This is a genomic window from Paenibacillus sp. FSL E2-0177 (assembly GCF_037992975.1).
Classification (GTDB): Bacteria; Bacillota; Bacilli; order Paenibacillales; family Paenibacillaceae; genus Paenibacillus_AQ; species Paenibacillus_AQ odorifer.
In genome coordinates, this window is the sequence record NZ_CP150307.1 from 6,393,948 (window position 1) to 6,418,849 (window position 24,902).

The following is a 24,902-nucleotide window of genomic DNA, read 5'->3' on the forward strand; positions in this document are numbered from 1 at the left end:
GTCATTTTTGGCTGAACTCAAAACAGCCCTACGGCTGGTTTCGTACTCAGTCTTAAGACGGGGAACTTTCCCCTTCTGTAGACAGATCCCCGTCCTTTTTCTTGATGATGGCAACTGGAACGTGAGCATAAAAAAAGAGCCCCGTTAGCCATATAAATGACCAACAGGACTCCCTTTTGTTATGGTTTATTTCCCTTCCGCACGTACTGGATCACGGAACATAAATTTCAATAGTGGCGGCGTTACAAGTGTAGTTACAATGACAACAATTATGACCGAAGTAAAATACTGTTGCTGTAACAAGCCGCTTTGCAGCCCTGTGGCGGCAATGATCAACGCAACTTCCCCCCGTGAAATCATCCCAGACCCTATAATGGCAGACGAGTGGTTATCAAAGCCTGTAAGACGCGCACCCAGACCGCCACCAAACAGCTTGGTCAGAATGGCAACCACCGTAAGTAAGAGCACGAAGCCGATTTGACTGCCTACCCCTTCAAAGGAAACACTAAGTCCGATACTTACAAAAAAGACCGGCACAAAAATCGAATAAGCAATCGGTTCGAGCTTGGATTCTACCGTATGCTTAAAGGAAGTTTGCGAGATAGCAATCCCAGCCGCAAAGGCACCAATGATTCCTGCCATCCCCATGATTTCAGCAAAATAGGCGAATGCGAAACAAATCATTAACGCTGCTGAAATAATCGCCTCTGTCACCTTCAACGGAGCCATCCATTTCATGACCCGAGGAACAATGAACCAGCCGGCAATAATCGCTACGGCAAAGAACAACACCTTTTTCCCAATTAAAAGACCAATAGAAACGTCTGCCCCTGTACCGAAAAAGCTCATCAGAACAGCGAGCAAAATAACAACTAGAATATCATCTACTACGGCAGCCCCCAGAATTGTAGAGCCTTCACGTGTGTTCAGCTTATTCATATCTTTTAACACCTGCACCGATATGCTGACCGATGTTGCACTAAGAATAACGCCCATAAACAATGCATTATGATAAGCAAAACCAAACATTTCTCCTAAGGCGAACCCACCCAAAAAGGGTAATATAATTCCACCGACGGCTACTGCAAAAGCTGATTTCCAGTTCTTGCGCAATTGATCCAGATCCGTCTCAAGCCCCGCTATGAACATTAACAGTAGAACACCGATCTCAGAGATATAATGAATAAACTCTCCATCCTGAACCCAGCCCAGTACCGCAGGCCCCAGTATGATTCCCACAATAAGCTTGCCTAGCACAGCTGGTTGCCCAAGCCGCACAGATAGATCACCAGCTACTTTGGTGAACAATATGATCAGCATAAGATATAAAACAAACTCCATCTTTCAATCCACTCCCTTGTTGTATATAAGAACTGCCAACCAGGAGCTTCTCCAAGCCAAAAAAAGACAAAGAGGAGCCCTTGTTGACAGGCTCCTCCAAAAAACAAATAATTATTCAATTTAACTTTATAAATTATATTATACCTATATTTAAAATAACTGTAAACCAGATGCGCCGATAATATAAATTATGCACATTTGATTTGTTCTAGAATTGAATTGCTTATTTCAGATAGAACACTTCACGTAAGGGCTGCATAGGCACCTCATCATTGAAATCAAATGACCCTTCAACCATCTTAGAGGTAATCGCATTCCAGCGGTTGCAGGCATCACTTTTGGCAATGTAATCAAAAGCCGCCTTACTATCCTCACACTCATAACAGTAAAAAAATTGATTGCCATTCTGAAAGATGGAATAGTTAGAAATACCAGCCTTACTGTGCTCCTCCAAAATTTCTGGCCAAGGATTTAAATGCATAGCTACATACTCCTCTAAACATTCTTCCTTCACCCGCCATGTCCAAGCCAATTTATTGCTGCTCATCTGCTCATCCTCCTAGAAATCCCCTCTTTTACACATATTAAGAACTAGGGACATTTGATACCTATTATTGTACCTGAATAGAGTAGTCCAAGCTATGCATATCTATATGATCTGTAAATTTTTTAAGCGTTAATTCCGGCTTCACTCGGACGTAGAATAGCAGAACCAATCGCCAGCAGCACCGCGGCCATAAGACCCAAGATGGCAAAAGGCAGCCATAATTCATTCCAGCCTCCACCTGTAGCAGCGATATCGATCGCTTGGATCGCCCATTTTTGCGGTACAAAATTAGCTGCCTTCTGCATATAATCCGGCATAATGGATAACGGCCAGAAACAGCCTCCAAGCATACAGGTCGGGGTCAGGATCAGCGAATTAAGCATGCCAGTATTATTGGGATTGCGAATCAGACCTGCTACCGTACTGGCTAAGCCCATGGAAACGAGCATAAATGCTGCAAGAACCAAAAAATACAAGTAGAGCGGTAATCCAAAGTCAAACTGCAGTACATAACGGCCCAAAGCAAGTACTACAACAATTTGAATTAACCCAACAATGAAGCTTCCCAGAAAATTACCGAGGGCAATCTCATACGAACGAACCGGGGCACTGAACATACGTTTCATTGTTCGTTCTCTTCGATCATCCATAATAAGCGACACTGAACTTGTAACCAGCCCCATTAAGAACATCAAAGTAAATCCTGTGACGATGCTTAAGCCCTCTTTGGGATATAAATCATAATCTGTTCTTATACTGCCTACACTATGTTGCTCAGCTCTTTGCATTACGGCAGCAAACTGTGAGTCCGAGTCCGTAGCCTCAGTCCGAGCTGCTCCAATTAGTCCAGCAGTGTTTCGCATTTCATCAGCAATTACACTGATTTTCATTTTTACCATAATGGATGTTTCAGTAGCCTTAAGCTCATACACACTAATTTGTGGCTCTTCTCCAGCAAGCAGTGCGGAGGTGAAGTTTTGCGGTATCAAAATACCGGCTTCTCCGTTCTGATCGATAATACTCTCCCTCAAATCAGCCTCATCTGTCTTCTCTACCAGCTTATAATCACCGGTATTCTCCAGCTCGGTAAGCAAATGTTTGCCCGCTGCACCATCGTCCATATTCGAATATAAAATAGTAGCCGGTCTCTCACCCATACTTCCACTAATTGCTACTACCCCGGCCACGACAAGACATGGCAGAAGAATATACGAAAGCAGCCCATTCCGAGAACCAATCGTTCTTTTCACCATATTCCAAGCAATCGTTAAGATCTTATCCATGGTAACCTACCTTCCGGTACGAGATAACCGCTGCACTGAATAGAACCAGACAGATGATCGACAAGACCAGCAGATTCGGCAAAATCTCTGAGACCTCTGCATGCAGCATCATTTTTAGAACAGCTTGTAGTACCCAGTGATTCAGGGTAAATGCCCCGACCGAGTTCACCCATGATTCCGGAAGTGGAGCCATCCCTCCACTAATGAAGGTCATGACCACAGTGATAACATTAACAATACTTCCTGCACTTGCTTTAGTTTTGCAAAACATTGAAATAACAATCGATAATGTCATGGAAGCTATGATCATTAAGAGACAGAAGAGCAGCAGCAAGCCCGGACGATTGCCCCAATTTACGCCAAACAACAAATGAGTCAGGATAATAATCGCTGCGCACTGCACTACACTTACAACCCCTACGCCTAGCATTTTACCAATAAACAGCTCAGAACCTTTTACCGGCATTGAGGTTATTCGGAAGAGGGTGTGATTTTCTTTTTCATTAAAAAGAGAGCTGCTGACGGTCAAACCGCTATATAGCAGAAACATCAGCATCATGGATACCGCATAGAATTGGGAGGCTGTATAGGATCGGCCACCTTCACTGAGCGCCCCAACCTTAACAGAAGGCTGCTCTCCCAAACTTGGTGCAGTAGCAGTCAAAGCTTCTGGACCCAACGTCATAGCTACGGATTGCTTATAGTTAATATTGTTCAAAAAGTTATCGAATACCGTCCCCGCAACCATGTTATCTGTCCGATCTTTGCCCAGAACAAACTCTAGCTTTGCAGTTTCGCCGCTTTGTACTTTCTTATCGAAGCCTAGGGGAACAATAACCGCATAACCATATTTCCCGGCGCGCAGGCCACTTTCCGCTGTCTCTCGGCTCCCTACTTTGACCGGAATAATGATATCCTTAAGCTCCGGCGTCTTCAAAAAGCTGTCTATCATCGCCGAGCTTTCATACCCTTCTCCAGAAAGATTAACTACACCAACACGTACAGGGTCAATCTTAGACGCTGCCTTATCACCGATTACACTGGAGAGGGAAGCACCCAGCAGAAAGATCAAAAGCAGCGGTAGCAGAAACATATTAATGATGATTGAGCGTGAAATAAACAGCCTGCGAAGCTCATAAATCATAATTGTCCAAATATTTCTCAAAGCGTTCTCTCCCTCCTTTAATCGCGCAATGTCCGTCCTGTCAAACTAAGGAATAAAGTCTCCAGATCCGGCTCCTCAATATTTAAAGAACCAATAACGCCTTCATGTTTAGCAAAAATAAATAAGATATCCTGCAGCTCATCCTGTGAGGAGGGGAGATACATTTCTACCGTTCCCTCTTTACTTTCCACTCTCGTGATCCGCGGGTGTAGACTAAGCTCATTGATTAGCTCCGGGGTGATGTTCGTTGCTTTGACCACTATTTTTTCTTCTTGAGAAACCCGTTCCCGCAGCTCCTTTTCCGTGCCACAAGCAATGATATGTCCCTTATCCATAATCGCTACCCGATCACAAATGGCTGCAACCTCTTCCATATAATGACTAGTGTAGATGACGGTTGAGCCAAGCCGATTCAGCTCTTTGACCGACTCAAGGATATGATTACGAGACTGCGGATCAATCCCTACGGTCGGCTCATCCATAATAATCAGCTTTGGATGATGCATGATGGCACAAGCGATATTCAAACGTCTCTTCATCCCTCCGGAAAAGGTAGCTGGTTTTTCTTTGGCCCGGTCACTAAGTCCTGTGAAAGCGAGAGCTTCCGCCACCCGCTCTTTCAGCAATTTCCCCCGCAAACCATACAATCTTCCGAAAAAAGTTACATTTTCTGCTGCTGTCATTGTATTGTACAAAGCCAAATCCTGCGGAACTAAGCCGATCTTTTTCTTAACCTCCAGTGCATACGAAGAGACTGATAACCCATCAATAACAATGTCTCCACTATCAATTTTTAGCAGTCCGCAAATCATACTTATAGTTGTACTTTTACCTGCCCCGTTCGGGCCTAGCAGGCCAAAGATCTCTCCTGCTTGAATCGTAACATTCACATGATCTACCGTTAATTTGTTCTCATACCGTTTCACCACATCGGTCAACACCGCGATTGCCATCTCTTATCTCCCCTGTCGTGTGTGCTTCTATATTTTCAATTTTATTCTAGGTTGAATTTTTGCGGATGTACGAAAGGTCATTTTTTGAAGGTGACTAAAGTCATCTCCTGAAGTAGTGGGATAATATGCTAAGATTATTAAAAAACATAAAGGATGACTAAGGCGTGCCCAGAGAGCTAAACTTATTGCGTTACGGACTCATCTTAATCCCTGCGTTTATTACCATTTATGTCTATCAATATAACGATTATGGAATCTTCACGCTGCATATCCTGATGCTTCTATTCCTTGTGGTCATGGTGCCAAAGCTCCCTCGATCCATTCATGCTTTGATTAGTATCATTGAAATCTTGTTCACGGCCTGGTTATGTTATCAATATGGCAGCATGATGATTTTCCCCGCTATATCAGCACTGCTTTATTATTCCAGACTCCAGCCTAAAGCAGTGCCTTATGTGTTCACAGGTGTACATCTGATAGCTTTGAACGTTGCACTCCAGAATTCTCCATCGCTCGTAGTGACTTACATTAACCTTTCATTTCTGCTCACTGCCTACCTAAATAAGCTATTATTGAAAGCTGGCCAGCGGCGCGAAGACACTCTTCTTCTATATGATGAGTTGCGCAAAAAGCATTTCGAACTCGATGAAGCTCGCAACCGCCTGCTGGAGTTCAGCGCGCAAGTAGAAGAGTCTGCCCAGTCCAAAGAGCGCGTCCGAATCTCACGCCAGCTCCATGACGATATCGGCCACCGGCTAATCCGGATTAAAATGATGATGGAGGCCGCCCTCCAGACCTTACCTACCTCTCCCGAGAGCGGAATGCAAATGATGGAACTGATTCGTGACCAGCTGTCGGCCAGCATGGACGATATGCGGTCCGCAGTTAAACGTATCAACTACACTCCGAAGCTTGAGGGAGCTTATGCGTTAGACCGGCTGCTCGAAGAGATTGGGCGTGAGACGGGGATCGAGACCTCATACCAAGTTCAGGGCATACCTTATCCGCTCTATCCTAGTATCCAAGTGATCCTGTACAAAAACGCCCGTGAGGCTATAACCAACGCCTTGCGGCATGGAAAAGCAACGTCCATCCGGATCAAAATTGACTACGCGCAAGCAGGAATCACTATGGAGGTTAGCAACAATGGATCACTTCCAGAAGAAGAGAAGCTCCGCAAATTATTGGGGAGTGGTGGGGACGGGATGAAAGGCATGTACGAGCGCACTCATCTGATCGGCGGAACACTCGAACTAAGGCAGGAGCCACATTTTACAGTCATTACGCGGCTGCCCATTTATAAGCAAGATGAGATTGTATAACGAAAGGAGCCATGCTAATGATTAAAGTGTTAATTGTTGATGACGACCCCTTTATTCGCCAAAGTCTGCAAGTATTGCTAGGGATGGACCCAGATATTGAAGTTGTTGGAGCAGCTTGTGAAGGTAACGAAGCCTTGGAATTACTTCAAGAAGGATTAATGGCCGATGTGGCTCTGATGGATATCCGCATGCCCGGCTGCGGTGGCGTTGAAGGAACGGAGAAGATTAAGCAGGCTTTTCCGCAAATTGCGATATTGATGCTGACCACCTTCGACGACGATGAATATATCATTGAGGCACTACGTAACGGAGCTAGTGGATATTTGCTCAAAAACATACCGCCAGACCGGATCATCCAGGGCATTAAAACGGTTTTTGAAGGGAACATGCTTATCCACCCTGATATCGCCCGCAAGCTTGCAACCTTTCTGCAGCCTACGGCACGGCAAGAATTGCCACAGGTACAGCCACTGGAATCCTTCGGATTGACCAAAACAGAGCTGGCTGTAGTGGCTTCTATCGCTGAGGGGCATAGTAACAAAGAAATCGCCGGACAGCTTTTTTTAAGCGAGGGCACCGTCAAAAATTACATAACGGATATATTAAGCAAATTAGAGCTCCGCGATCGTACGCAAATTGCAATTTTTTATTTGAAGAATAGGCAAGGTTGAACTAGTAACATATAGCATATGAATAGTCCACTGCCAAAGTTAGTTTTTCTTACGGACTCCAGTGACGCGCTGCTCCTTGGCGCGGGTTCGGACTCCAGTGATGCTGCTCCTTGGGCGCGAGTTCGGACTCCAGTACCGTTACTCCTTGGGCACGGGCTCGGGTTCGGACTCCAGTGACGTTACTCCTTGGGCGCCGGTTCGGACTCCAGTGACATTACTCCTTGGACGCGGGTTCGGACTCCAGCGACGCTATTTACAATTTTATCGGCGTTTGAGCAGAGTTTCGGACCCCAGCGACGTTATTCCTCAGAAAGAGGCTCATTTGGGGTGTTTTTGATGCCAATAGCGCCTTTTGGGTCCGTTACCATTCTAAAAAAGCGAAAATGCTGCGATTAGGGGCAACTGGGTCCGATAGCAACTTCTCGCACGCGAAATTACCATCTAATCAAAAACAAAGATACCCCATTCACCATTTCATGGCTTATGGGGCATCTTCTAGTTATCCTTCCGCTGATTCCTGCTTGGCTTCAGTGGTTTTTTTTCGTTTAAGTTGGCCGTCCGGAAGGTTCCGACTGCGTATGCCTGTCTTCATCCCGATGATGCTGTAGATGCTGGAAGGCTTCGCCTCAGCGGTAATCATCCCATCTGTCTCCGGGACCAAAATAATACCGAGCTGATGGTGATCCCCATCATAGATCGGGCTTTGAAGGTATTTGCTCTCCCCTTCACGGTTCAGCACCTCCAGCTTGCAGAACGCTGGATTCATGCGCAGCGCCTCATGTAGCTGCGCCGCATCGGTCAACAGGACCCCGTTGACCTTCAGTAAGATCTCGCCGGGCAGGATGCCCAGCTCCTGGCCGGGACTGCCCGGCAGCACGGCCAGCACTTTGCGGCCGCGCGGTGGATGCACGAAGATGGGGCTGATGCTGCGCTCTTCCAGAGCGCTGTACCAGCTTAACCCTTCGTGCAGCACAATGGCTGCGAGCGCCGCGACCAGAGTCAGCGGGCTCCACCAAGCGGCAAGCAGGCTTAAGCCGAGCAGGACGATGCTGTAGATCAGCAGCCGTCCTGCAGTGCGGGCCGCCTTGCGCCCGGGCAGCATGCCCTGTGTCATCTCGCTGAAGCCGATGATGACGGGCAAAGAGACGATGCCAAGGCTGCCGCCGAGCAGCGAGTGCCATGGCAAATCCGTTCCTGCTCCCGATGGGAGCAGCAGGAACAGCGGCAGCGGCCAGAAGGCCTGCAGCTGATAGCCGCCGACGACCATGCCGCGCTTTCCCTTCAGGAAGAGCGGCGTTGCAAGCTTGGCCCCTTGTCTGCGGGCCAGCAGTGCCTCCGCCATGTGCAGCAGCGCAGCTAAAACTAGCAAAGCAGGAATATCCATCTCCCGTATGGCGGTGGTAATATTCCCTACCGTTCCACTATCTAAAGCATCTGGAAAGAAAGAAATTACAAATTGTATGATACCTAACAAGCCTATAGAATACGCAAAGCACAAATACCGTACACGCAATAGCGACAACACGAGACTAACTACCCAAATGCAGGCTACAGCCGTACCTGATAATGATATTCCTAGCAGAACGGCTGCTATAGAGACGACCAAACCCATGACTAGACCACTCCATACCGTCCGCCACGTTTCCTGACCCCAGCTATGTAATTTCACATGTATCAGCTTTCGTTCTAATGCCACCTGCCTACGGTAATATAACGCAATAAATATAATAGCAATGTAGTAATACGGCTGGATCAATAAGTGTAAGAACGCAGTGCCCAAGCTTCCTAACAGTTCCTGAATCACATTCAAACTGTTCGTCACACTCCTTTTCGTCCGATGACTGATTTGTATATATTCTAATTCCTCTACGTCGGTTGGCATTTTCTTATCTAAAAGAAAAAAAGAAGGCTGAATTCAGCCTTCTTACTTTTTCGACGCTGCCGCCTTAATTTCCTTCTGAATCTCAGCAATCCCTTTATTCCGTTGGTTGTCGTGAACAGGGTCTTGAATGACCTTGATCAGCGCCGCTTCCAGCGCCTCGGCTGTCTTGGCGTCAATTATGCCTGTGACTTGAAGCTTTGCTGTACTTTGGAACTTCTTCACTGCGTCCTTAGTGCCAGCATCGAAATAGCCATCTTTACGTCCAGGCTTATAACCCAAACCGTCCAGCATCGTCTGTGCACTCTTCACATCAGCGTTGTTCATATTATATTGCAGCGCCACGCTCTTGTTAATCGGAGCCACCGAGAAGTAATCCGGCTGCGCTACCGCGATATCCGGTTTAATGCCCTTACCGTGGATCCATGTGCCGTCTGGCGTAAGCCATTTGGCAATGGTAACTTTCAGCAAGCTGCCGTCTCCAAGCTGTTTATCAAAGCTCGTCTGCACGGTACCTTTACCGAAAGAATTGTCACCGATTAGCTTAGCTCCTGCCGACTGCTGCAAAGCACCCGCCAATATTTCCGAAGCACTTGCGCTACCTTTATTCATCAGCACGACCACTGGATAAGCTTTACTCGATCCTTTTGAGGTACTAACTTCGCGTTTTTTGTCTTTATATTCTATTTGCACTATAGATTTTCCAGCTGGAACGAATTGCTCTGCCATTTCAATAACAATCGGAAGAACACCACCTGGATCATTACGGACGTCAATAACAAGTCCCTTCATGCCTTGCTTCTCCAGCTTCTCCAGCTCTTCCTTGAATCGTTCTGCGGTATTCAGGGAGAACTGCGTAACCTCGATTACACCCACATTGTCTTTTTCCATAGTAGCGTAGACTGTTTCGAGCTTCACATCATCCCGGGTAAGAACAAATTCGAGTGGCTCTACAGAGCCGGAACGTTGTATTTTCAAAGTGGCCTCACTGCCCTTAGGACCGCGAATCTTGGCAACAGCTGCATTCAGCTCCATGCCTTCCAGCGATTCACCGTTAACGGACAGAATAACATCTTTGGCCTGAATCCCAGCTTTCTCAGCAGGTGAGCCCTTGATCGGAGAGACCACGACTACCTTGCCATTATCCGAAGAGACCTCCGCACCGATACCTGAAAAGGAACCCTCAATGCTTTCTTCGAATTTCTCAGCTGTTTCTTTGCCCATATAGTTGGAATAAGGATCGCCCAGCGCTTCCATCATACCGTTGACAGCACCGTCTATCAGCTTCTCCCGATCTACTGTCTCGTAGTAATTGCTCTCAATCAGATTGAGAGCCGTTCCAAGCTTCTGGGATTCCTTCTGCTGAAGGCCAGTAACCTGCAATGCTGAGGCCAGTCCTTCTCCTGCAGCTTGTCCGATAACATGACTATAACCCGTCACGCCCAAGGTCACCAGACTACCGCATAGCAGGGCGGCGATAATCATAAACGCCGCTGTGCTTTTTTTTAACATGATGTTCCCACCGTCCCTTCTTGTCCATCTCGCAAACAACTCCATAAGTCCGTCCTGAAAGGTACGGTATCTCTTCCAGTATATGCCGTACGCTCAAATAATATGAGTTATAAGTTCTTAAAAATTAGAGATAAGGCATCGGATTTACTGTCTTGCCGTCGATCCGAACTTCAAAATGGAGATGGGGGCCCGTCGAATTACCTGTAGAACCGGATTCAGCAATCACATCCCCACGATTGACTCTATCCCCAGGACTAACCTTGATACCACCTTTACGGATATGGCCGTAGAGGGTCCAAACTCCGCCGCCATGATCAATAATTACACAATATCCATAGCCGCTATACCATTCAGCTACGATTACCGTTCCCGAATCAGCCGCATGAATATTGGTTCCTTGTGGAACTGCAAAGTCTACCCCGGTGTGTACTTTCCCCTTCTCCCCCGTAATAGGGTGTGTCCGTGGTCCGTAGGAGGAAGATATTCTTGCCGAGCCTACAGGGAGCAGGAAGGGTCCATCTCCACCAGCATACGCGGTTGAGGAGCTGGAGCTTGAACTGCTGCTTGCCTTGCTGGCTGCGGCTTTCTTGGCAGCTGCTGCTGCCCGGCGTGCCGCTTCTGCTTTGGCGGCTGCTGCTTTGCGCGCTGCTTCCTCAGCTTTAATCTTATCCTTTTGGGTTTCCAAAGCAGAACGTTCGCTTGCCAGCTTAACCAGCTTCTCATTCTGCTCTTCACTTAGATCATCGCTTTCTTGAATCTGCTTATCATAAAATGCGATAAGCTCCTGCTTCTCCGCTTCCTTCTCTTTCAGCAGGCTTCTCTGATTTTCCAAGGAGGTGTATAACTGCTTGGCTTGAGCATATTGCCCCTCAAGCTCCTGCTTCTTCTCTACAACTGTCTGCTTGTCCAGCTTGTGTTGGACTAACAGCTCCTGATCCTGATCCACAATCATCTTAAGCGAATCGGTGCGGCCCAGAAAATCAGAGAAGCTTGTCGATGAGAGCAAAACATCTAGGTAAGACACCGCTCCATCGGTGTACATCAACCGGACACGGGATCCTAAGAGTTCTTCTCTTGAGGCCACTCGTGCCTCTGCTTCATCCAATTCCGTTGCTGTAACATTAAGAGATTCTTCTGTGTCGGAAATTTTGTTAGAGATTTCGGTCATTTTGCCTTTAACTTGATCCACTTGCTGCAATACATATTGTAAATTGATATTTGTCTTATTCTTATAGTGCTGCGCTTCCTGCGTTTGGGACTCCGCTTTCTCTTGCTGCGCTTTAGCTTCCTGCACCTCTTGTTGCAGCTGCTTTAATTGCTTATCGATTTCGGCAACACTTGTTTTTTTGGCATATCCATCAGAGGGTTGGAATATAGTGACAGCTAGTAACATTACGGCTAGTCCGGCGGCAATCTTCTTCAACTCGCACTCCCCATCCTTCACTCTTAAATTAAACTTTCAAAAACTTACGAATAGAAACCGTACTTCCCCAGACGCCGATCAACACACCTAGTCCAACTAACAGACCTACGAGCAGCAGCCAAATATCACTGAAAGGGATCAGCTGCAATCCGAGCATTGGATCTCCCTGTATCGAAGATTCCAAACCCTTGTAGCCGGCATATAAAACACCCGAAGTAATCAATGATCCAATGAGTCCAATTAATGCCCCTTCTATAAAGAAAGGCCAACGAATAAAATAATTTGTCGCGCCTACCAGCTTCATAATCCCAATCTCTTTACGCCGGGCAAGAATCGTTACCCGAATAGTATTGGAGATGAGGAACATAGACATAAGTGCCAGCCCCGCTACAAAAATAAAGCCAATGTTGCGTACGGCACGCGTGATTTTAAACAATGTTTCTATCGAGCCTTTGCCATATTTCACTTTGTAGATAGGCTGTTCGGTATGTGTCTTGTTAAGGGCTTGAATCTTCTCAGCCACAAAAGCAACGGTAGTAGGTTCAATAACTTCTACCTGAAGGGTATCTGGAAGCGGGTTATTGTCTTCATCGAACCCTTCCAGAAGCTCTGCTGCCTCCTCGCCCATATCTGCGCGGAGATCTTTAAGTCCCTGTTCCTTGGAGATGAACGTAATCTTGCTGATCTCCGGCATATTGCCAATTTCAGTCTGCAGGGTCTCGCGCATCTTCTGATCTGTATTCAAAGCTAGATGCACTTTGATCTGTACCTGACTGTCTGCCTCATCAGCTACAGAATTTACGTTAAGAACAAGAAGAATAAATACACCTAGAACAAAAAGAGAAACAACAATCGAAGTGATTGAGGCGATCGACATCCAGCCATTACGGAATACGCTTTTGAAGCCTTCCCGCACATGTCGCAAGAAGGTTTTAAAACTCATAACCATATTCCCCTCTCGCTTGGTCTCTGACAATGTTTCCATTCTCAATCGCAAGCACCCGTTTGCGCATTTTGTTCACAATATCTCTGTTATGGGTAGCCATTACAATCGTTGTTCCACGAAAATTAATCTCGTCAAGCAGCTGCATAATGCCCCATGAAGTCTCGGGGTCTAAGTTACCTGTAGGCTCGTCCGCAATAATAACAGAAGGATTGTTGACGATAGCCCGTGCAATAGCGATCCGTTGCTGCTCACCACCAGAAAGCTGTGAGGGCTCACGATTCGCTTTACTTCTCAGCCCAACCAAATCAAGAACCTCATTCACACGTTTCTTGATGACTTTTTTCGGTGCTTCAATAACTTCCATAGCAAAAGCTACATTCTCGTATGCCGTCATTCTGGGCAAAAGCCGAAAATCTTGAAATACAACGCCGATATTACGGCGGACATAAGGGATTTTGCGTGGTTTTAGCTTTCCTATATTGAAACCTCCCACCGAAATCTGTCCTTTGGTAGGCACTTCTTCTCTATAAATCAATTTCATAAAAGTAGATTTACCCGCGCCGGAAGGGCCGACAACGTACACGAATTCATTGCGGTCGATTTTCACTGAAACTCCTTGCAGTGCGTGAGTTCCGTTAGGGTACGTTTTCCATACATCTTGCATTTCAATCATTTTCTCACTTCCCAATTATGACATTTTCCACTTGTGCGAATCGACATTGTCCACCTCAAGTTTCCATAAACTTCAATATTTCCGCAATGTATCTATTGTAACAAATCTGTAACTGATTGAGTACCCCGTAACTGCACGACTATTCGAAAGTTTTGTAGTGACTGGACATATACATATAAAAAAGCACCTAGCGGTGCCTGTTATCAGATGTCGTAACTCCCTTTATTAGAGACTACTTATTTCTTACTAATTTATTATCGGTATCCCACGAAGTGTTCTTTAAGTTCTGTTACAGGGCCGCGCCTGCTTAGCGCAATCCAAATCCCCAAAAGGAGATTTATCATGAAAAAAATCCATGCTGCCCTCATAGTGGTCATCGCACTCGTCCTTATCGGCTCCTGTATTTACGGAGGGCTTCATCTATATGGCAGCAAAACCACGCTTCCAAAGGGTACAACCCTTGCCGGCTGGCAGGTCGGAGGCATGACCCTCACCGAGGTCCGCTCCCAGCTGGATAAACGGCTACATGCCCTCGAATCCGTCCCTCTAGTACTAAAAGTGGAAGGCAATGCAGATTTACCCCTAACTCTTAGTAAGACTGGATTGAGCTATGAAGCCTCTGCTTTTCAGCAGGGCTTAAAAGAGCTTGCCGAAGGAACGCTTTGGGAGCGGGTAAAGGCACGCTATAACTTTCCTCAGCTGTGGAGGCTTGAAACCCATCTTGAAATCGCACAATTTCAAAAGATTCTAAGTCCCACTTGGGAGAAGGAGTCCTTTGGTGAACCAGTGGACGCTACACGACGAATTACAGGCGATGACCGAATCGTATATACTTCTGAGAAAACTTCCCTGGAGGTTGATTGGACAGCTCTGGAGACTTCCTTAGGAGCAGCTGCCCCCACCAGCTTTAATCATCTGAATGCCCTGCTGGAGAAGGGAATCACGATGGAGGTCCCTTTGTTAATTCTGCAGCCTGACATAACTTTAAAGAAATTAAAGGAACAAGGTATCGAGCGAAAAGTAATGCAGTTCAGCACCTCTCTAGGTGCAAGTGGACCTGGACGAAGCTACAACGTGGAAGCTGCTGCCAAAGCTGTGGATGGAACCATTCTCCCGCCTGGAGCCGTCTTTGATTATGGAAAAGCTATAGAAAAAGCAAAGGTAAATTACGGCTTCCGTGAAGCGCCGGTGATTGTGAACGGCAAGCTGCAAGCAGGTGTTGGTGGAGGGATCTGCCAAGTGTCGAGCACTCTTTACAATGCCGCACTGCGTATAGGGCTAGAAATTGTGGAACGCCGTAATCATTCCTTGCCCGTCAACTACTTGCCCAAAGGTCAGGACGCAACATTCGCTGAAGGTTATATCAACTTTCGTTTTCGCAATACGACTGGCAAATATCTCATAATTAAAGCAGCTGTGCAGGGTAAATCACTGACCATAAAGCTGTTCGGCACGTTTCCGCAAAATGTCACTTACAAAGTTCATTCAAAAACAGTAGAGGTACTCCCACCAGTCGATAAATACGTAAACGATTCTTCACTGCCTCGTGGCAGCTCACGCGTTATTCAAAATGGGAAAACCGGATATATTGTTGAAACCTACATTACAAAGTATGTTGACGGTAAATCCACTGAGGTGAATAAACTGTCCCGCGACGTATATTACGCACAAAAACGATTAATCGCCATTAATCGTGGAGGCGTGAGCAAATCCATAATCCCGGATGTCCCCCGAAAGCAGCTGGTGGAGGACGGCGTCCGCAGTGAATAGCTAACAACAAATAACCGGTCAGAGCCCCTAAGGTCTGATCGGTTATTTTTTCCAGCAATCTATTTTACCTGTAGCTTACGTTACCCGGCTTTGAAATTTACGATTCAGGGGTACATTAGAAGTAGACCCATAATCAGAAAGGATGAACATCCTATGACAACAGCTCTTGTAAATGATCTTACTGGTATTGTCCGCAGTGCTCCTGCTATTTTTGCCTCACGCACTTGCAGAGAAGCCCTTCGCGTCATGTTTCAGCATCCAGAATCCAAATGTATCGTCGTCTGCAATGCTATGAATGAACCCCTAGGAATGTTGATGAGCGAACGTTTCTTTTTGAAAGCTACCGGAAGATCCGGAGTAGATCTATTCTACAGAGAACCTGCCATGAAGCTTATGAACAAAACCCCGCTCATTCTTGATATTTCCACTCCACTCGATATGGTATTGAGCCTCGCTATGAACCGCCCGGATCCTATGAAAAATGATTGTGTCATTATCACTCGCAAAGGTAAATTCGCTGGTGTTGCATATACCTCTGACCTTATCCGCGCCCAAGCGTAGAACCTCTTTACCTTTCCTCTTCTACCCTAAACCTTCCTCAAAAAAGAATATCCGGTGACGTATCAATTCTCCAGTATCCATTCACCTTTTTCAGCTTCACATACACCGACTCACTGCCTTCCTGCCCGCTCGAATAAGGAACTGTTAAGTCAAATTCAGCGGTTGTTGCAGTTTTGGAGAGCATTCGGGCGGTGGCTTTTTCAAACATTAATGAGTTTCCAAGATCCGCATTCACCTGTGACATTCTACCTTCATGCTCCAAAAATTGAGTCTGCACATAATAAGCTGCTGCATTATGCGTGTAGGCTTTTTTTATGTAATTCATCAGCTTCGCCTTTGTCCCAATATCATTGGAAAGGTAACGGTACTCTTGCGCTTTATACATGAAGGTTTCCATCGGGAAAAAGTTGCCCCCGCGGCTAGTATAGAAATAGATTGCTCTGGCATGTACAACAAGCGGTACAACACTTTTTACCGTCAAATTGTTTATGGTAGCTGGACCTTCTTTTCCTGTACCAATCACAGCCACATTTTTTATTGCCGAGCTTCCCACTGATGATGAAGCTGCCATAACTCCGCTACCTGCTGATAAAAGGCCTAAGGATAGGGCCAACGAACCAAGCATCCATTTTTTGTTCATCTGAAGTTCCTCCTCTTTCATCTAAAAAATACAGGCGATCGCCACTGTTTCAGCTTATGCACCCCGCAAGCTAAAATACCCAATAAACAGAGGAATGAAAACGTATTACAACTCTTTTGAAAATATAAAAAAACTCCACCCTCCTGATTCACAGGAAAAGCGGAGTAATATAGTTAAATAAAGTAGTACTAGAACCCTAATTGGATGCTGCTGCGGTGGCCTCATAATACGCTGTAAAAGCTACGTTAGCAGTCAAAATACTCTCCGTATTGTTCTTAGTACGATCCTCGTAGGATTGCTGAAAATTGAAAGAGTCTACATTCACAATACGAGGTAAGGCTTGTAGTTCATCCATCCATTGCCGTATCCCCGAATATGTCCCCTCCACCACTGCAGTCATTTTGATCTGTTTGACCGTCGGGAATGACACCTCAGCTGAACCTGTCATTTGCTGAATCGGATTAGCCTCATCCAAAACAAAACTAAGATCCTTTAGCCGCGCTTTTGAGGACGTGCTAACCTCCCGTAAATCAACAATCAGACCTTCGCTGTCATCGCCCTTTGGGAGTTCCCCCAGTAATTCCTTCTGTTCTAGATCTCCCTCATTGCCGCTGCCCTTCAGCTCATTGATTTTGTTTTGGAGGACTTCTGCTTCCTTTTCCAACTGACTGATCTCGCTGCTCTGTGCGGAAATTTCCTTATTAGTCGGCTGAACACCCAGCATATAGAATGCAAACAATATCAGGAATAGAATTAACACCCCTAGTACGATGGGAGAGCGATATTTATTGATCTGTTCCATCGCTGCTCACCTCCCCTTGGCTGGCATCCGTATCACTGTTTTGCTGCTTAGCCGCTGCTAAGTTCACTTTATAAATAGCCGTATACGTATTGTATGAAATGGCATCTGCGGCTCCTTCAGTAAGCTTTTGAATAGAGGCATCGGCCGTAAAAGACATTTGGCGAAGTTGTCTTAAATAGTTGGAAGCATCCTCCATAGTGGATACATTTACAGTCAGATCTATAGATGTCCGGTAGGTATAGTTAATATCACGGATTAGTGCCTCCTTAGGCAATCCTCCCACTAATTCGTCCAAGATAGGGACTGCAATCACCTTATTGTCCTGAAGCACTATGATGGCTGCTTTCCGATCTAGCTGTCTAGGTCCGCTGTTCTTAAGCTTCGCGAGCTCTACTTGGAGCATTAAACTGCGATCCTGCAGGCCTTGCAGCTGTTCTTTACCGTTAGAGATTTGACCCTTATTGGCCGAAAAATAAATCCCCGTTCCGATCATCCCCAGCAGCCAAATCGCTACAAGCCCCATCGTGACATAAGGAAATAGCAATGTCTCCCGATCTTCTCTCGGCAATAGATCAATCGTATCCGTGTTGATGCTATTTTTTAGAGCGGTCCCGGCAGCTACACGGTAATCATTTAGATCAGGGTCAGAAACAGCAGCACTAGCCATCTGTTCCAGACTTATTGGAGTTATTTCAAGTTCAGCTAGGGACTGCTGGAGCTCCAGGTCCAGTTGTTTACGAATCGAGGGAGTGCCCGTAATCACTAAATTGTTGATACGAGTGGAACCGTCATGCAAGCTGTATTGATAAAAGCTGAGCATACGGGAGATTTCCGCAGTGATTTCAACCATTTGCTCGGGTGATAAATGTTCTTCTACAGCGACAGCTGTTTCTGCCAAGGTTTCACTGTCTGTCAAAAGATCCATTCCCGCTAAATTTCTTCCTTTATGTAGATCAAGTAAGTTTATCGTACGAATGAAGACCGGATTCCCGTTTCTGAACATATAAATGTCCATTACCGATGGCTCCATATTAATCAGCATCGTCTCCGCAAAACTCTCCCCGTGCCCAGTGGTTATAGCACGCGCCAAAGCGGTTGCCGAAATTTCGACACTGCTTATCCGAAGACCCGCCCGCTCCAGAATTTCTACGTAATCCTGAATCGATTTTCGCGGAGCAGCAAATACGAGCAGGTGGCTTTGCTCCTCATCCACTTCGAGCGTTACATAGTCGTAGACAGGATTTTCAAAAGGTAGATGCAGTCCCGTCTCCACTTCCAGCTTCACCAGTTGTTCTACCTGTTTGTCGTTGGTACTAGGAATACTCATTTTGCGGATAATGATCTGCGAAGGTGGAATGGACAAAGAAACCTTACTTCCCCTTAACCCTTCCTTCTTCACCCACTGCCTTACCCGATCATAAAGCGCCTCGCTATCCGCCACCTGATTCTCAATGATCATGCCTGGAAGGAGCGGGAGAAACCGTTTTTTACGGACTTCCCATGACTGTTTATTCTTAAAACTAATATAACGGATTCCGGCAGCTTCAATTGAAAGTCCGGCCACTTTGGGGCCTAATCCAAGCATGTGATCGATGTCCTCCTATCCGATGAGCGAGAGATACGCGCCGATGATGTGTGAACCATATCCAAAACTAATTAAAGCTCCTATAGCTAACCATGGGCCGAAGGGTACCGGCTGTTTACGTTTGATTACACCGAGCAGCATCAGCAGTCCGCCCACCACGCTCCCAAGCAGACAAGCCACAAAAAAGGCTAAAATCACATTTGGAAAGCCAATCACCAAGCCCAGCAGCGCAAATAACTTCACATCTCCAGCCCCCATGCCACCTAATAGAACAAAAGGGATAAGGCCCCCTCCCCCAAGCACTGCTCCTAGCAGATGATGCCATATCGGTCCTTCTGGAAATAGCAGTACAAGAATCAGCAGCAGCGGTAAAAAAAACAACAATACCTTGTTGGGAATCAGCATGTACTTCAAATCCGCAACCGTCACGATAACCACTAAACTCACAAGAATGAACCCGATGATTCCCTTACCCGTCAGGCCAAATTGCATATACACCCATAAAAAAAGCAAACCCGTTGCCGCTTCTCCAAGCGGGTATAATGGCGATACCCTTGTGCCGCAGTATCGGCATTTGCCTTCTGACAGCAGGTAGCTTACCACCGGAAACAAATCCCGCGCTTTCAGCCGCGTATTGCAGTTCGGGCAATGTGACGGCGGATTAAGCAAGGATTCCTTGGCTGGCACCCGCAGCGCCACTACGTTATAGAAGGAGCCTAGAATCAGACCCAGTAATGTGATGTAACTTGCGATAAATATCGTCATGGCTGTCCTCTGTTAGCTTCTGGATTTTAAAAAAGGAATCGGGAAGTCCGATTCCTTAGGATAGATTGTAAGTTTGAATTTATAGATATTAATTAGATATTCCTGTTAGCTACCAGACGCTGGTGTTGGCGTTGGTGACGCTGCTGTTTTCTCACCTAGCACCTTTTTGGCAACATAGACCCCACCATCACTTCCCGCTGGTTTAGGATCCATAGTAACCGAAACCAGCTCTCCCTCTGTGTTATATTCTACAAATGTTGTAGTACCATTAAGTGATTCTTTTGAACTTGGTAAAACAAGAGTTTGATCAATATATTTACCTGATTTTAGTTCAGCAAGGGTTACCTTGGAAACAGATGTGAAATTGCCATTTTTCTCACCCATAATATACATACGAGATGCATCATAAAGTTGTCGGGCTGTCGCTAGGTCTGCATCCTTCTTAGAATTATTAATTATTCCACCAATCATCGGAATTGCAATAACCGCAATAATCCCCAAAATAACGATAACTGCCAGCAACTCAATCAGCGTAAACCCCTTTTGATTTTCCTCTTTGCTCAATCTTTTCTTAATCGCTTGTGCTAACATTTAATTTCCCCCTCTAAGTGGTGTGTGAGTGATAAAGCCTATATCCTTCATTTCAGTGAATCCAGCATCATCTTTCTTGTGCTTACGGAAACAGCTCGTCCATCGTCGTCTAATCGCCAGCGTAAGTTTCGTGGATCTTGCCCCGCCTCCCCGGCGTCACCCCTCTCAATATATACAAGGAACCAAGTGGTTCACATATTACCGTACAGACTGAACATCGGCAGCATAATGGCGGCCACAATCACACCTACAACAGCGGCTAGAAAAGCGATCAATAATGGTTCAAGCAGCGATTTCAGACGGTCGACGGTATTCTCCACGTCCATCTCATAAAAATCAGCTACCTTGGACAACATCGTGTCGAGCGCCCCTGTCTCTTCGCCAATCGCTATCATCTGCGTAACTAGTGGCGGAAAGACCCAAGCTTTTTTTAGCGGCTCAGATAGTGGATTTCCTTGTCTTAGCGAATCGCCTGCACTACGGATGAATTTCCCGATGACCTTATTTCCTGCTACCTCCTCAACAATCACCAAGGACTGTAGGATCGGTACAGAGCTGGCATAAAGAGAAGAAAATGTGCGCGTAAACTGAGCAATCGAGCCTTTTTGATTCAGCTTACCAAACACAGGTATCTTAAGCTTGGCATAATCCAGAGCGTAAGCACCCTTTTCCGTACGTTTTGTAATCTGAAAAGCTATCACTAGGAGGAGTACTCCGAGTATCCAGAAATACCATTGACCTTGAATGCTTTTGCTAAGTGCCAAGACCATCTGTGTAATTGCCGGAAGCTCGGCATCCATCGATTCAAACATCGTTACAAACTGCGGCACAATCGCCCAAAGTAGATAGATAACCGCGGCAATCGCCATAACCCCTACGGTAATCGGGTACGTAAGCGCTGATTTTATCTTCTCTGTCGTGGTGTGCTGTTTCTCAAAAAACATAGCCAACCTGTCCAACGTCCCCTCAATATCACCGGATTCCTCACCGGCACGGATCATGCTGACAAATAGCTGCGGGAAGATTTTTTTATGATCCTGAACGGCTTGTGAGAACGATATCCCGCGCATCAGGCTGGAATTAACATCTACTAACGCTTTGCGCAGTGGCTTACTCTCGGTCTGCTCTGCCAAAATACGCGTTGCATCCACAATCGATACCCCCGCCCGCATAAGCGTGGCAAACTGCCTGCAATAAATGATGAAATGAATCGGCTTAACGGGATTACCAATATAAATGTCCATCGATAAAATTGTGGTTTTGCGTTCAATCAGTGAAAATACCGTAAGTCCCCGCTTGCGTAGCTCCTCCATCGCCGTAGGTTTATCGGTTGCCGTTAGTTTCCCTTTGATAGATTTGCCCGCGGATGTCTTCACCTGATATTCAAAAAGAGGCATCAGCTGCTCACCTCCGCCATAAACGCCTTAGCTGCTGCTGGATCAATAAGCCCCTGCGATAAATAGTCACGGATGCTCATGTCCAAGGTGTGCATGCCTTGTGAGCGTCCGGTTTGCATCACATTTTTGATCTGATGTGTTTTTTCGGTACGAATAAGATTGGCTACGGCTGGTGTATTGACCAAAATTTCCGTTGCGCATAATCGCCCCCGACCTCCAGCCCTTGGGAACAACCGCTGACTGACTACTGCCAGCAGCACTGATGCTAGTTGTGAACGAATCTGTCCCTGCTGATGGCCCGGAAAAGCGTCGATAATTCGGTCAATCGTCTGTGGTGCGTCTGTTGTGTGTAAAGTTGCCATCACAAGATGACCTGTCTCTGCGGCCGTAACCGCTGCTGAAATGGTCTCCAAATCCCGCATCTCACCAACGAGAATAACATCCGGGTCCTGACGTAAGGCAGCACGTAATCCATTAGCAAAACTAGCCGTATCACTTCCCACTTCACGTTGATCTACTAGACAGGTTCCATGGTTATGTAGAAATTCTATCGGATCTTCCAACGTCACTATATGCTTGCTCTCCGTCTGGTTAATATAATTCAGCATAGCTGCAAGCGTAGAAGATTTGCCGCTGCCTGTGGGTCCTGTAACCAAAATTAGACCTTGTGGCTTAAGCGACAAAGTAGTTAAAATCGAAGGCATCGACAGCTGTTCCAGACTCGGAATCTCTGCAGGAATGGCCCGGGCGGCGATACTAACCTCGCCCCGCTGACGATAAACGTTCACCCGGAATCTTACCCCACCATCAAGCGGATATGAAAAATCCAACTCGCCCGCATTCCGAAATGCTTCAATTCGTTCACTACCAAGTAGCATTTTGGCCATATCTGCCGCTTCTTCAGCAACCACGGACTCACCCTCAAGCGAGTGCAGCTTTCCATCCATCCGAATAACCGGCGGTGATCCTACGGAAATATGTAAGTCAGAAGCTTTGGAGGAGTAAGCCGTTTGTAATAGTTGTCTAATATCCCGCGTATACGTTGGCATTAGCCGCTCCCCCTAAGTTAGAATGCTAAATCGCTGTTAACCTCTAATGTGAGACCGTCTCGCGCATGACTTCTTGAAGCGTTGTAATTCCTTGACTGACCTTGAGTAGTCCGTCATCCATCAGTTGAACAAGCCCTCGCGCTTTACCTGCTGCACGCAGTTCCTCTACTGAGGCAGTGTTTGTAATGAGCTGCCGTAAGTGATCATCAATACTGAGTACTTCATGAATCGCTATTCGTCCACGATAGCCAGAATTGTTACAGCTACCACAGCCGCGTCCACGCTGTAACTCTTCCGCAGGTAGTCCTAGGCTACGTAGCATAATTGCTTCCTGTTCAGATGGTTTGTAGGTTTCTTTGCAGTCAGTGCAAATTTTGCGCACCAGCCGCTGTGCTACCACACCAATCAGCGAAGAAGCGATCAAATAAGGTTCTACCCCCATATCCCGCAATCGGGAGACGGAGCTAATCGCATCGTTTGTATGTAAAGTAGACAACACTAGATGACCCGTTAATGAGGCGCGAACAGCAATTTCAGCAGTTTCAGCATCCCGTATCTCACCGACCATTACGATATTCGGATCTTGTCGAAGAATCGAACGCAGCCCAGCTGCAAAGGTTAGTCCAATAGCCGAGTTTACGTGCACCTGATTTACTCCTTCAAGCTGGTATTCCACTGGATCTTCGACTGTGATAATATTTGCGCTTTCTACATTAAGTTGATTTAACGCTGAATATAAAGTTGTTGTTTTTCCGCTACCTGTAGGGCCCGTGATTAGCAAAATCCCATAAGGACGAGCTATCATCTCCTTAAAAGCTTCTGCATTCCCCTCACTGAATCCCAAAGCATCTACGGATTTGACCCCTGTGCTTAAATCTAGCAGCCGCAGCACAATCTTCTCTCCGTGCATCGTTGGTAATGAAGACACACGAATATCTACCATTTTGTAATCGAACTGCATTTTGATCCGCCCGTCCTGCGGCAAACGCCGTTCTGCGATATTCAGGCGGGCCATTATTTTCAGACGGGCGGTGATAAAGCCCTGCATCTGCTTAGGAATAATCCGCTCTGTCCGTAAGGTTCCGTCAATGCGGTAGCGGATGGTTAAATTATTTTCACCTGGATCCATATGTATATCAGACGCCCGCAGGGCAACTGCCTGCTGAATCATCTGATTGACCAAACGTACGATTGGAGAGTCCTCATCTGTAATCTCGGTCTCTTCTATTTCTTCCTGTGTCGGAAGTTCTACCAGCATCTGATTCATAGAATCGCGCATGCCATAGTGACGCGCAATCGCCCGCTGCAGCTCATCTCTCGTAGAAATAGCGGGTTCGATCCGAAAACCAGTACTCATTCGTAAATCTTCTATCGCAAAATAATCCAGCGGGTCCGCCATCGCAACCATCAGCTTGCCACCCTCTTTTAAGAATGGAAGCACCTGATATCGCTTAGCCATACTTTCAGGGATAATCTGCGTGATTGCGGGATCTATCTGGTATTTAAATAAACTGACATGCGGGATGCCGAGTTGAAATTCAAGCACTTCAATCAGCTGCTGCTCCGTGATATAACCTTGAGAGATTAGCAGATCGCCGAGCTTACGTTTACTCTTACGCTGTTCCGCGAGAGCCTCAAGCAACTGGTCCTGCGAAATAATATTATTTTCTACCAGCAAGTCTCCCAGTCTCTTTTTCGCGATAGCCAAGTCTATTCATCTCCGTATGCCGTTATTTATGCCGGCTGAAATAATGGATATTTTTTATAGAAATAGAAATCAAATTCCCAGCAAGATTCGCTCAAAAACGAAAGATATAATTACCATAAATACACCTTCCATAAATTTGTCAATTTTGAGTATTTTTCAATCTAACTAGGACTTTAGTTATAATTTAATAGGTATATTTCAATAGATTTATGTTGTCTATCAATGCTGAATGTCCTAGAATGTATATAACATAGATTGGATAATTTTACAACGACACGGAATGAAAAAGGCTGTCGGAATCTAGCATATACGAGACGTA

22 protein-coding genes are annotated in these 24,902 nt (G+C 46.1%); 4 read left to right on the forward strand and 18 right to left on the reverse strand.

Annotated elements, in window-relative coordinates:
- Positions 1-186: 186 nt before the first annotated feature.
- From MHI25_RS28535 to MHI25_RS28555, 5 genes are all read right to left on the reverse strand, one after another.
- Positions 187-1,341 (reverse strand): cation:proton antiporter, encoded by a 1,155-nt coding sequence (locus tag MHI25_RS28535; RefSeq protein WP_340394686.1) that lies wholly within the window; start codon positions 1,339-1,341, stop codon positions 187-189.
- Between the two features lie 223 nt (positions 1,342-1,564).
- Complete coding sequence (locus MHI25_RS28540) at positions 1,565-1,888, reverse strand: L-rhamnose mutarotase (RefSeq protein ID WP_038573529.1); 324 nt, start codon at positions 1,886-1,888, stop codon at positions 1,565-1,567.
- A 122-nt stretch (positions 1,889-2,010) separates the two neighbouring features.
- Positions 2,011-3,171, reverse strand: coding sequence for an ABC transporter permease (locus MHI25_RS28545; RefSeq protein WP_076192450.1), 1,161 nt, complete (start codon positions 3,169-3,171; stop codon positions 2,011-2,013).
- On the reverse strand, positions 3,164-4,336 hold the full coding sequence (locus tag MHI25_RS28550; RefSeq protein WP_081387850.1) for an ABC transporter permease: 1,173 nt from the start codon (positions 4,334-4,336) through the stop codon (positions 3,164-3,166). The genes MHI25_RS28545 and MHI25_RS28550 overlap by 8 nt, the downstream gene beginning before the upstream one ends.
- A gap of 17 nt (positions 4,337-4,353) precedes the next feature.
- On the reverse strand, positions 4,354-5,289 hold the full coding sequence (locus MHI25_RS28555) for an ABC transporter ATP-binding protein (RefSeq protein WP_036678569.1): 936 nt from the start codon (positions 5,287-5,289) through the stop codon (positions 4,354-4,356).
- A 164-nt stretch (positions 5,290-5,453) separates the two neighbouring features.
- On the opposite strand from MHI25_RS28555, the gene MHI25_RS28560 reads away from it, so the two are divergent.
- The gene (locus tag MHI25_RS28560; protein WP_076279161.1) at positions 5,454-6,611 is read left to right on the forward strand and encodes a sensor histidine kinase; all 1,158 of its coding nucleotides are present in this window, start codon (positions 5,454-5,456) and stop codon (positions 6,609-6,611) included.
- A 17-nt stretch (positions 6,612-6,628) separates the two neighbouring features.
- A complete protein-coding gene (locus MHI25_RS28565; protein WP_076123821.1) occupies positions 6,629-7,282 on the forward strand; it encodes a response regulator transcription factor in 654 nt (217 codons plus the stop codon).
- Between the two features lie 499 nt (positions 7,283-7,781).
- Here MHI25_RS28565 and MHI25_RS28570 read toward each other — a convergent pair whose 3' ends face one another.
- From MHI25_RS28570 to ftsE, 5 genes are all read right to left on the reverse strand, one after another.
- The gene (locus MHI25_RS28570) at positions 7,782-8,756 is read right to left on the reverse strand and encodes a PDZ domain-containing protein (RefSeq protein WP_232061470.1); all 975 of its coding nucleotides are present in this window, start codon (positions 8,754-8,756) and stop codon (positions 7,782-7,784) included.
- 450 nt (positions 8,757-9,206) lie between these two features.
- The gene (locus tag MHI25_RS28575) at positions 9,207-10,673 is read right to left on the reverse strand and encodes a S41 family peptidase (RefSeq protein WP_076301416.1); all 1,467 of its coding nucleotides are present in this window, start codon (positions 10,671-10,673) and stop codon (positions 9,207-9,209) included.
- Between the two features lie 124 nt (positions 10,674-10,797).
- Positions 10,798-12,096 carry a peptidoglycan DD-metalloendopeptidase family protein gene (locus MHI25_RS28580; RefSeq protein ID WP_076123826.1) on the reverse strand — a complete coding sequence of 433 codons (1,299 nt, stop codon included), beginning with the start codon at positions 12,094-12,096 and terminating at the stop codon, positions 10,798-10,800.
- Between the two features lie 28 nt (positions 12,097-12,124).
- Entirely contained in the window at positions 12,125-13,039 is a 915-nt protein-coding gene (gene ftsX / locus MHI25_RS28585; RefSeq protein WP_076123828.1) for a permease-like cell division protein FtsX, read from the reverse strand.
- A complete protein-coding gene (ftsE, locus tag MHI25_RS28590; protein WP_036678556.1) occupies positions 13,029-13,715 on the reverse strand; it encodes a cell division ATP-binding protein FtsE in 687 nt (228 codons plus the stop codon). The genes ftsX and ftsE overlap by 11 nt, the downstream gene beginning before the upstream one ends.
- 342 nt (positions 13,716-14,057) lie before the next feature.
- Here ftsE and MHI25_RS28595 point away from each other — a divergent pair, with 342 nt between their 5' ends.
- On the forward strand, positions 14,058-15,485 hold the full coding sequence (locus MHI25_RS28595; protein WP_339210922.1) for a VanW family protein: 1,428 nt from the start codon (positions 14,058-14,060) through the stop codon (positions 15,483-15,485).
- A gap of 153 nt (positions 15,486-15,638) precedes the next feature.
- Positions 15,639-16,046 carry a CBS domain-containing protein gene (locus tag MHI25_RS28600; RefSeq protein WP_076182146.1) on the forward strand — a complete coding sequence of 136 codons (408 nt, stop codon included), beginning with the start codon at positions 15,639-15,641 and terminating at the stop codon, positions 16,044-16,046.
- 37 nt (positions 16,047-16,083) lie between these two features.
- Here the strand turns inward: MHI25_RS28600 and MHI25_RS28605 are convergent, their stop codons facing one another.
- From MHI25_RS28605 to MHI25_RS28640, 8 genes are all read right to left on the reverse strand, one after another.
- Complete coding sequence (locus MHI25_RS28605; RefSeq protein WP_051491029.1) at positions 16,084-16,686, reverse strand: DL-endopeptidase inhibitor IseA family protein; 603 nt, start codon at positions 16,684-16,686, stop codon at positions 16,084-16,086.
- 196 nt (positions 16,687-16,882) lie between these two features.
- The gene (pilO, locus tag MHI25_RS28610) at positions 16,883-17,488 is read right to left on the reverse strand and encodes a type 4a pilus biogenesis protein PilO (RefSeq protein WP_248549029.1); all 606 of its coding nucleotides are present in this window, start codon (positions 17,486-17,488) and stop codon (positions 16,883-16,885) included.
- Positions 17,472-19,073 carry a pilus assembly protein PilM gene (pilM, locus tag MHI25_RS28615; RefSeq protein ID WP_340394687.1) on the reverse strand — a complete coding sequence of 534 codons (1,602 nt, stop codon included), beginning with the start codon at positions 19,071-19,073 and terminating at the stop codon, positions 17,472-17,474. Before pilM ends, pilO begins: the two co-directional genes overlap by 17 nt.
- A 15-nt stretch (positions 19,074-19,088) precedes the next feature.
- Positions 19,089-19,838: a prepilin peptidase gene (locus MHI25_RS28620; RefSeq protein ID WP_340394688.1), complete on the reverse strand. Its 750-nt coding sequence runs from the start codon at positions 19,836-19,838 to the stop codon at positions 19,089-19,091.
- Between the two features lie 105 nt (positions 19,839-19,943).
- Entirely contained in the window at positions 19,944-20,429 is a 486-nt protein-coding gene (locus MHI25_RS28625; protein ID WP_339170131.1) for a type II secretion system protein, read from the reverse strand.
- Between the two features lie 191 nt (positions 20,430-20,620).
- A complete protein-coding gene (locus MHI25_RS28630; RefSeq protein ID WP_076123841.1) occupies positions 20,621-21,826 on the reverse strand; it encodes a type II secretion system F family protein in 1,206 nt (401 codons plus the stop codon).
- Positions 21,826-22,875, reverse strand: coding sequence for a type IV pilus twitching motility protein PilT (locus tag MHI25_RS28635; RefSeq protein ID WP_076301422.1), 1,050 nt, complete (start codon positions 22,873-22,875; stop codon positions 21,826-21,828). The genes MHI25_RS28630 and MHI25_RS28635 overlap by 1 nt, the downstream gene beginning before the upstream one ends.
- Before the next feature lie 43 nt (positions 22,876-22,918).
- Complete coding sequence (locus tag MHI25_RS28640; RefSeq protein ID WP_076099665.1) at positions 22,919-24,583, reverse strand: ATPase, T2SS/T4P/T4SS family; 1,665 nt, start codon at positions 24,581-24,583, stop codon at positions 22,919-22,921.
- Positions 24,584-24,902 lie beyond the last annotated feature (319 nt).

What these genes read in the sequence shown, in the direction of transcription:
- MHI25_RS28535 (WP_340394686.1), bottom strand. Translation starts at nt 1,341, where the DNA reads ATGGAGTTTGTTTTATATCTTATGCTGATCATATTGTTCACCAAAGTA.
- MHI25_RS28540 (WP_038573529.1), bottom strand. Translation starts at nt 1,888, where the DNA reads ATGAGCAGCAATAAATTGGCTTGGACATGGCGGGTGAAGGAAGAATGT.
- MHI25_RS28545 (WP_076192450.1), bottom strand. Translation starts at nt 3,171, where the DNA reads ATGGATAAGATCTTAACGATTGCTTGGAATATGGTGAAAAGAACGATT.
- MHI25_RS28555 (WP_036678569.1), bottom strand. Translation starts at nt 5,289, where the DNA reads ATGGCAATCGCGGTGTTGACCGATGTGGTGAAACGGTATGAGAACAAA.
- MHI25_RS28565 (WP_076123821.1), top strand. Translation starts at nt 6,629, where the DNA reads ATGATTAAAGTGTTAATTGTTGATGACGACCCCTTTATTCGCCAAAGT.
- MHI25_RS28575 (WP_076301416.1), bottom strand. Translation starts at nt 10,673, where the DNA reads ATGTTAAAAAAAAGCACAGCGGCGTTTATGATTATCGCCGCCCTGCTA.
- ftsX (WP_076123828.1), bottom strand. Translation starts at nt 13,039, where the DNA reads ATGAGTTTTAAAACCTTCTTGCGACATGTGCGGGAAGGCTTCAAAAGC.
- ftsE (WP_036678556.1), bottom strand. Translation starts at nt 13,715, where the DNA reads ATGATTGAAATGCAAGATGTATGGAAAACGTACCCTAACGGAACTCAC.
- MHI25_RS28595 (WP_339210922.1), top strand. Translation starts at nt 14,058, where the DNA reads ATGAAAAAAATCCATGCTGCCCTCATAGTGGTCATCGCACTCGTCCTT.
- MHI25_RS28600 (WP_076182146.1), top strand. Translation starts at nt 15,639, where the DNA reads ATGACAACAGCTCTTGTAAATGATCTTACTGGTATTGTCCGCAGTGCT.
- MHI25_RS28605 (WP_051491029.1), bottom strand. Translation starts at nt 16,686, where the DNA reads ATGAACAAAAAATGGATGCTTGGTTCGTTGGCCCTATCCTTAGGCCTT.
- pilO (WP_248549029.1), bottom strand. Translation starts at nt 17,488, where the DNA reads ATGGAACAGATCAATAAATATCGCTCTCCCATCGTACTAGGGGTGTTA.
- pilM (WP_340394687.1), bottom strand. Translation starts at nt 19,073, where the DNA reads ATGCTTGGATTAGGCCCCAAAGTGGCCGGACTTTCAATTGAAGCTGCC.
- MHI25_RS28620 (WP_340394688.1), bottom strand. Translation starts at nt 19,838, where the DNA reads ATGACGATATTTATCGCAAGTTACATCACATTACTGGGTCTGATTCTA.
- MHI25_RS28625 (WP_339170131.1), bottom strand. Translation starts at nt 20,429, where the DNA reads ATGTTAGCACAAGCGATTAAGAAAAGATTGAGCAAAGAGGAAAATCAA.
- MHI25_RS28630 (WP_076123841.1), bottom strand. Translation starts at nt 21,826, where the DNA reads ATGCCTCTTTTTGAATATCAGGTGAAGACATCCGCGGGCAAATCTATC.
- MHI25_RS28635 (WP_076301422.1), bottom strand. Translation starts at nt 22,875, where the DNA reads ATGCCAACGTATACGCGGGATATTAGACAACTATTACAAACGGCTTAC.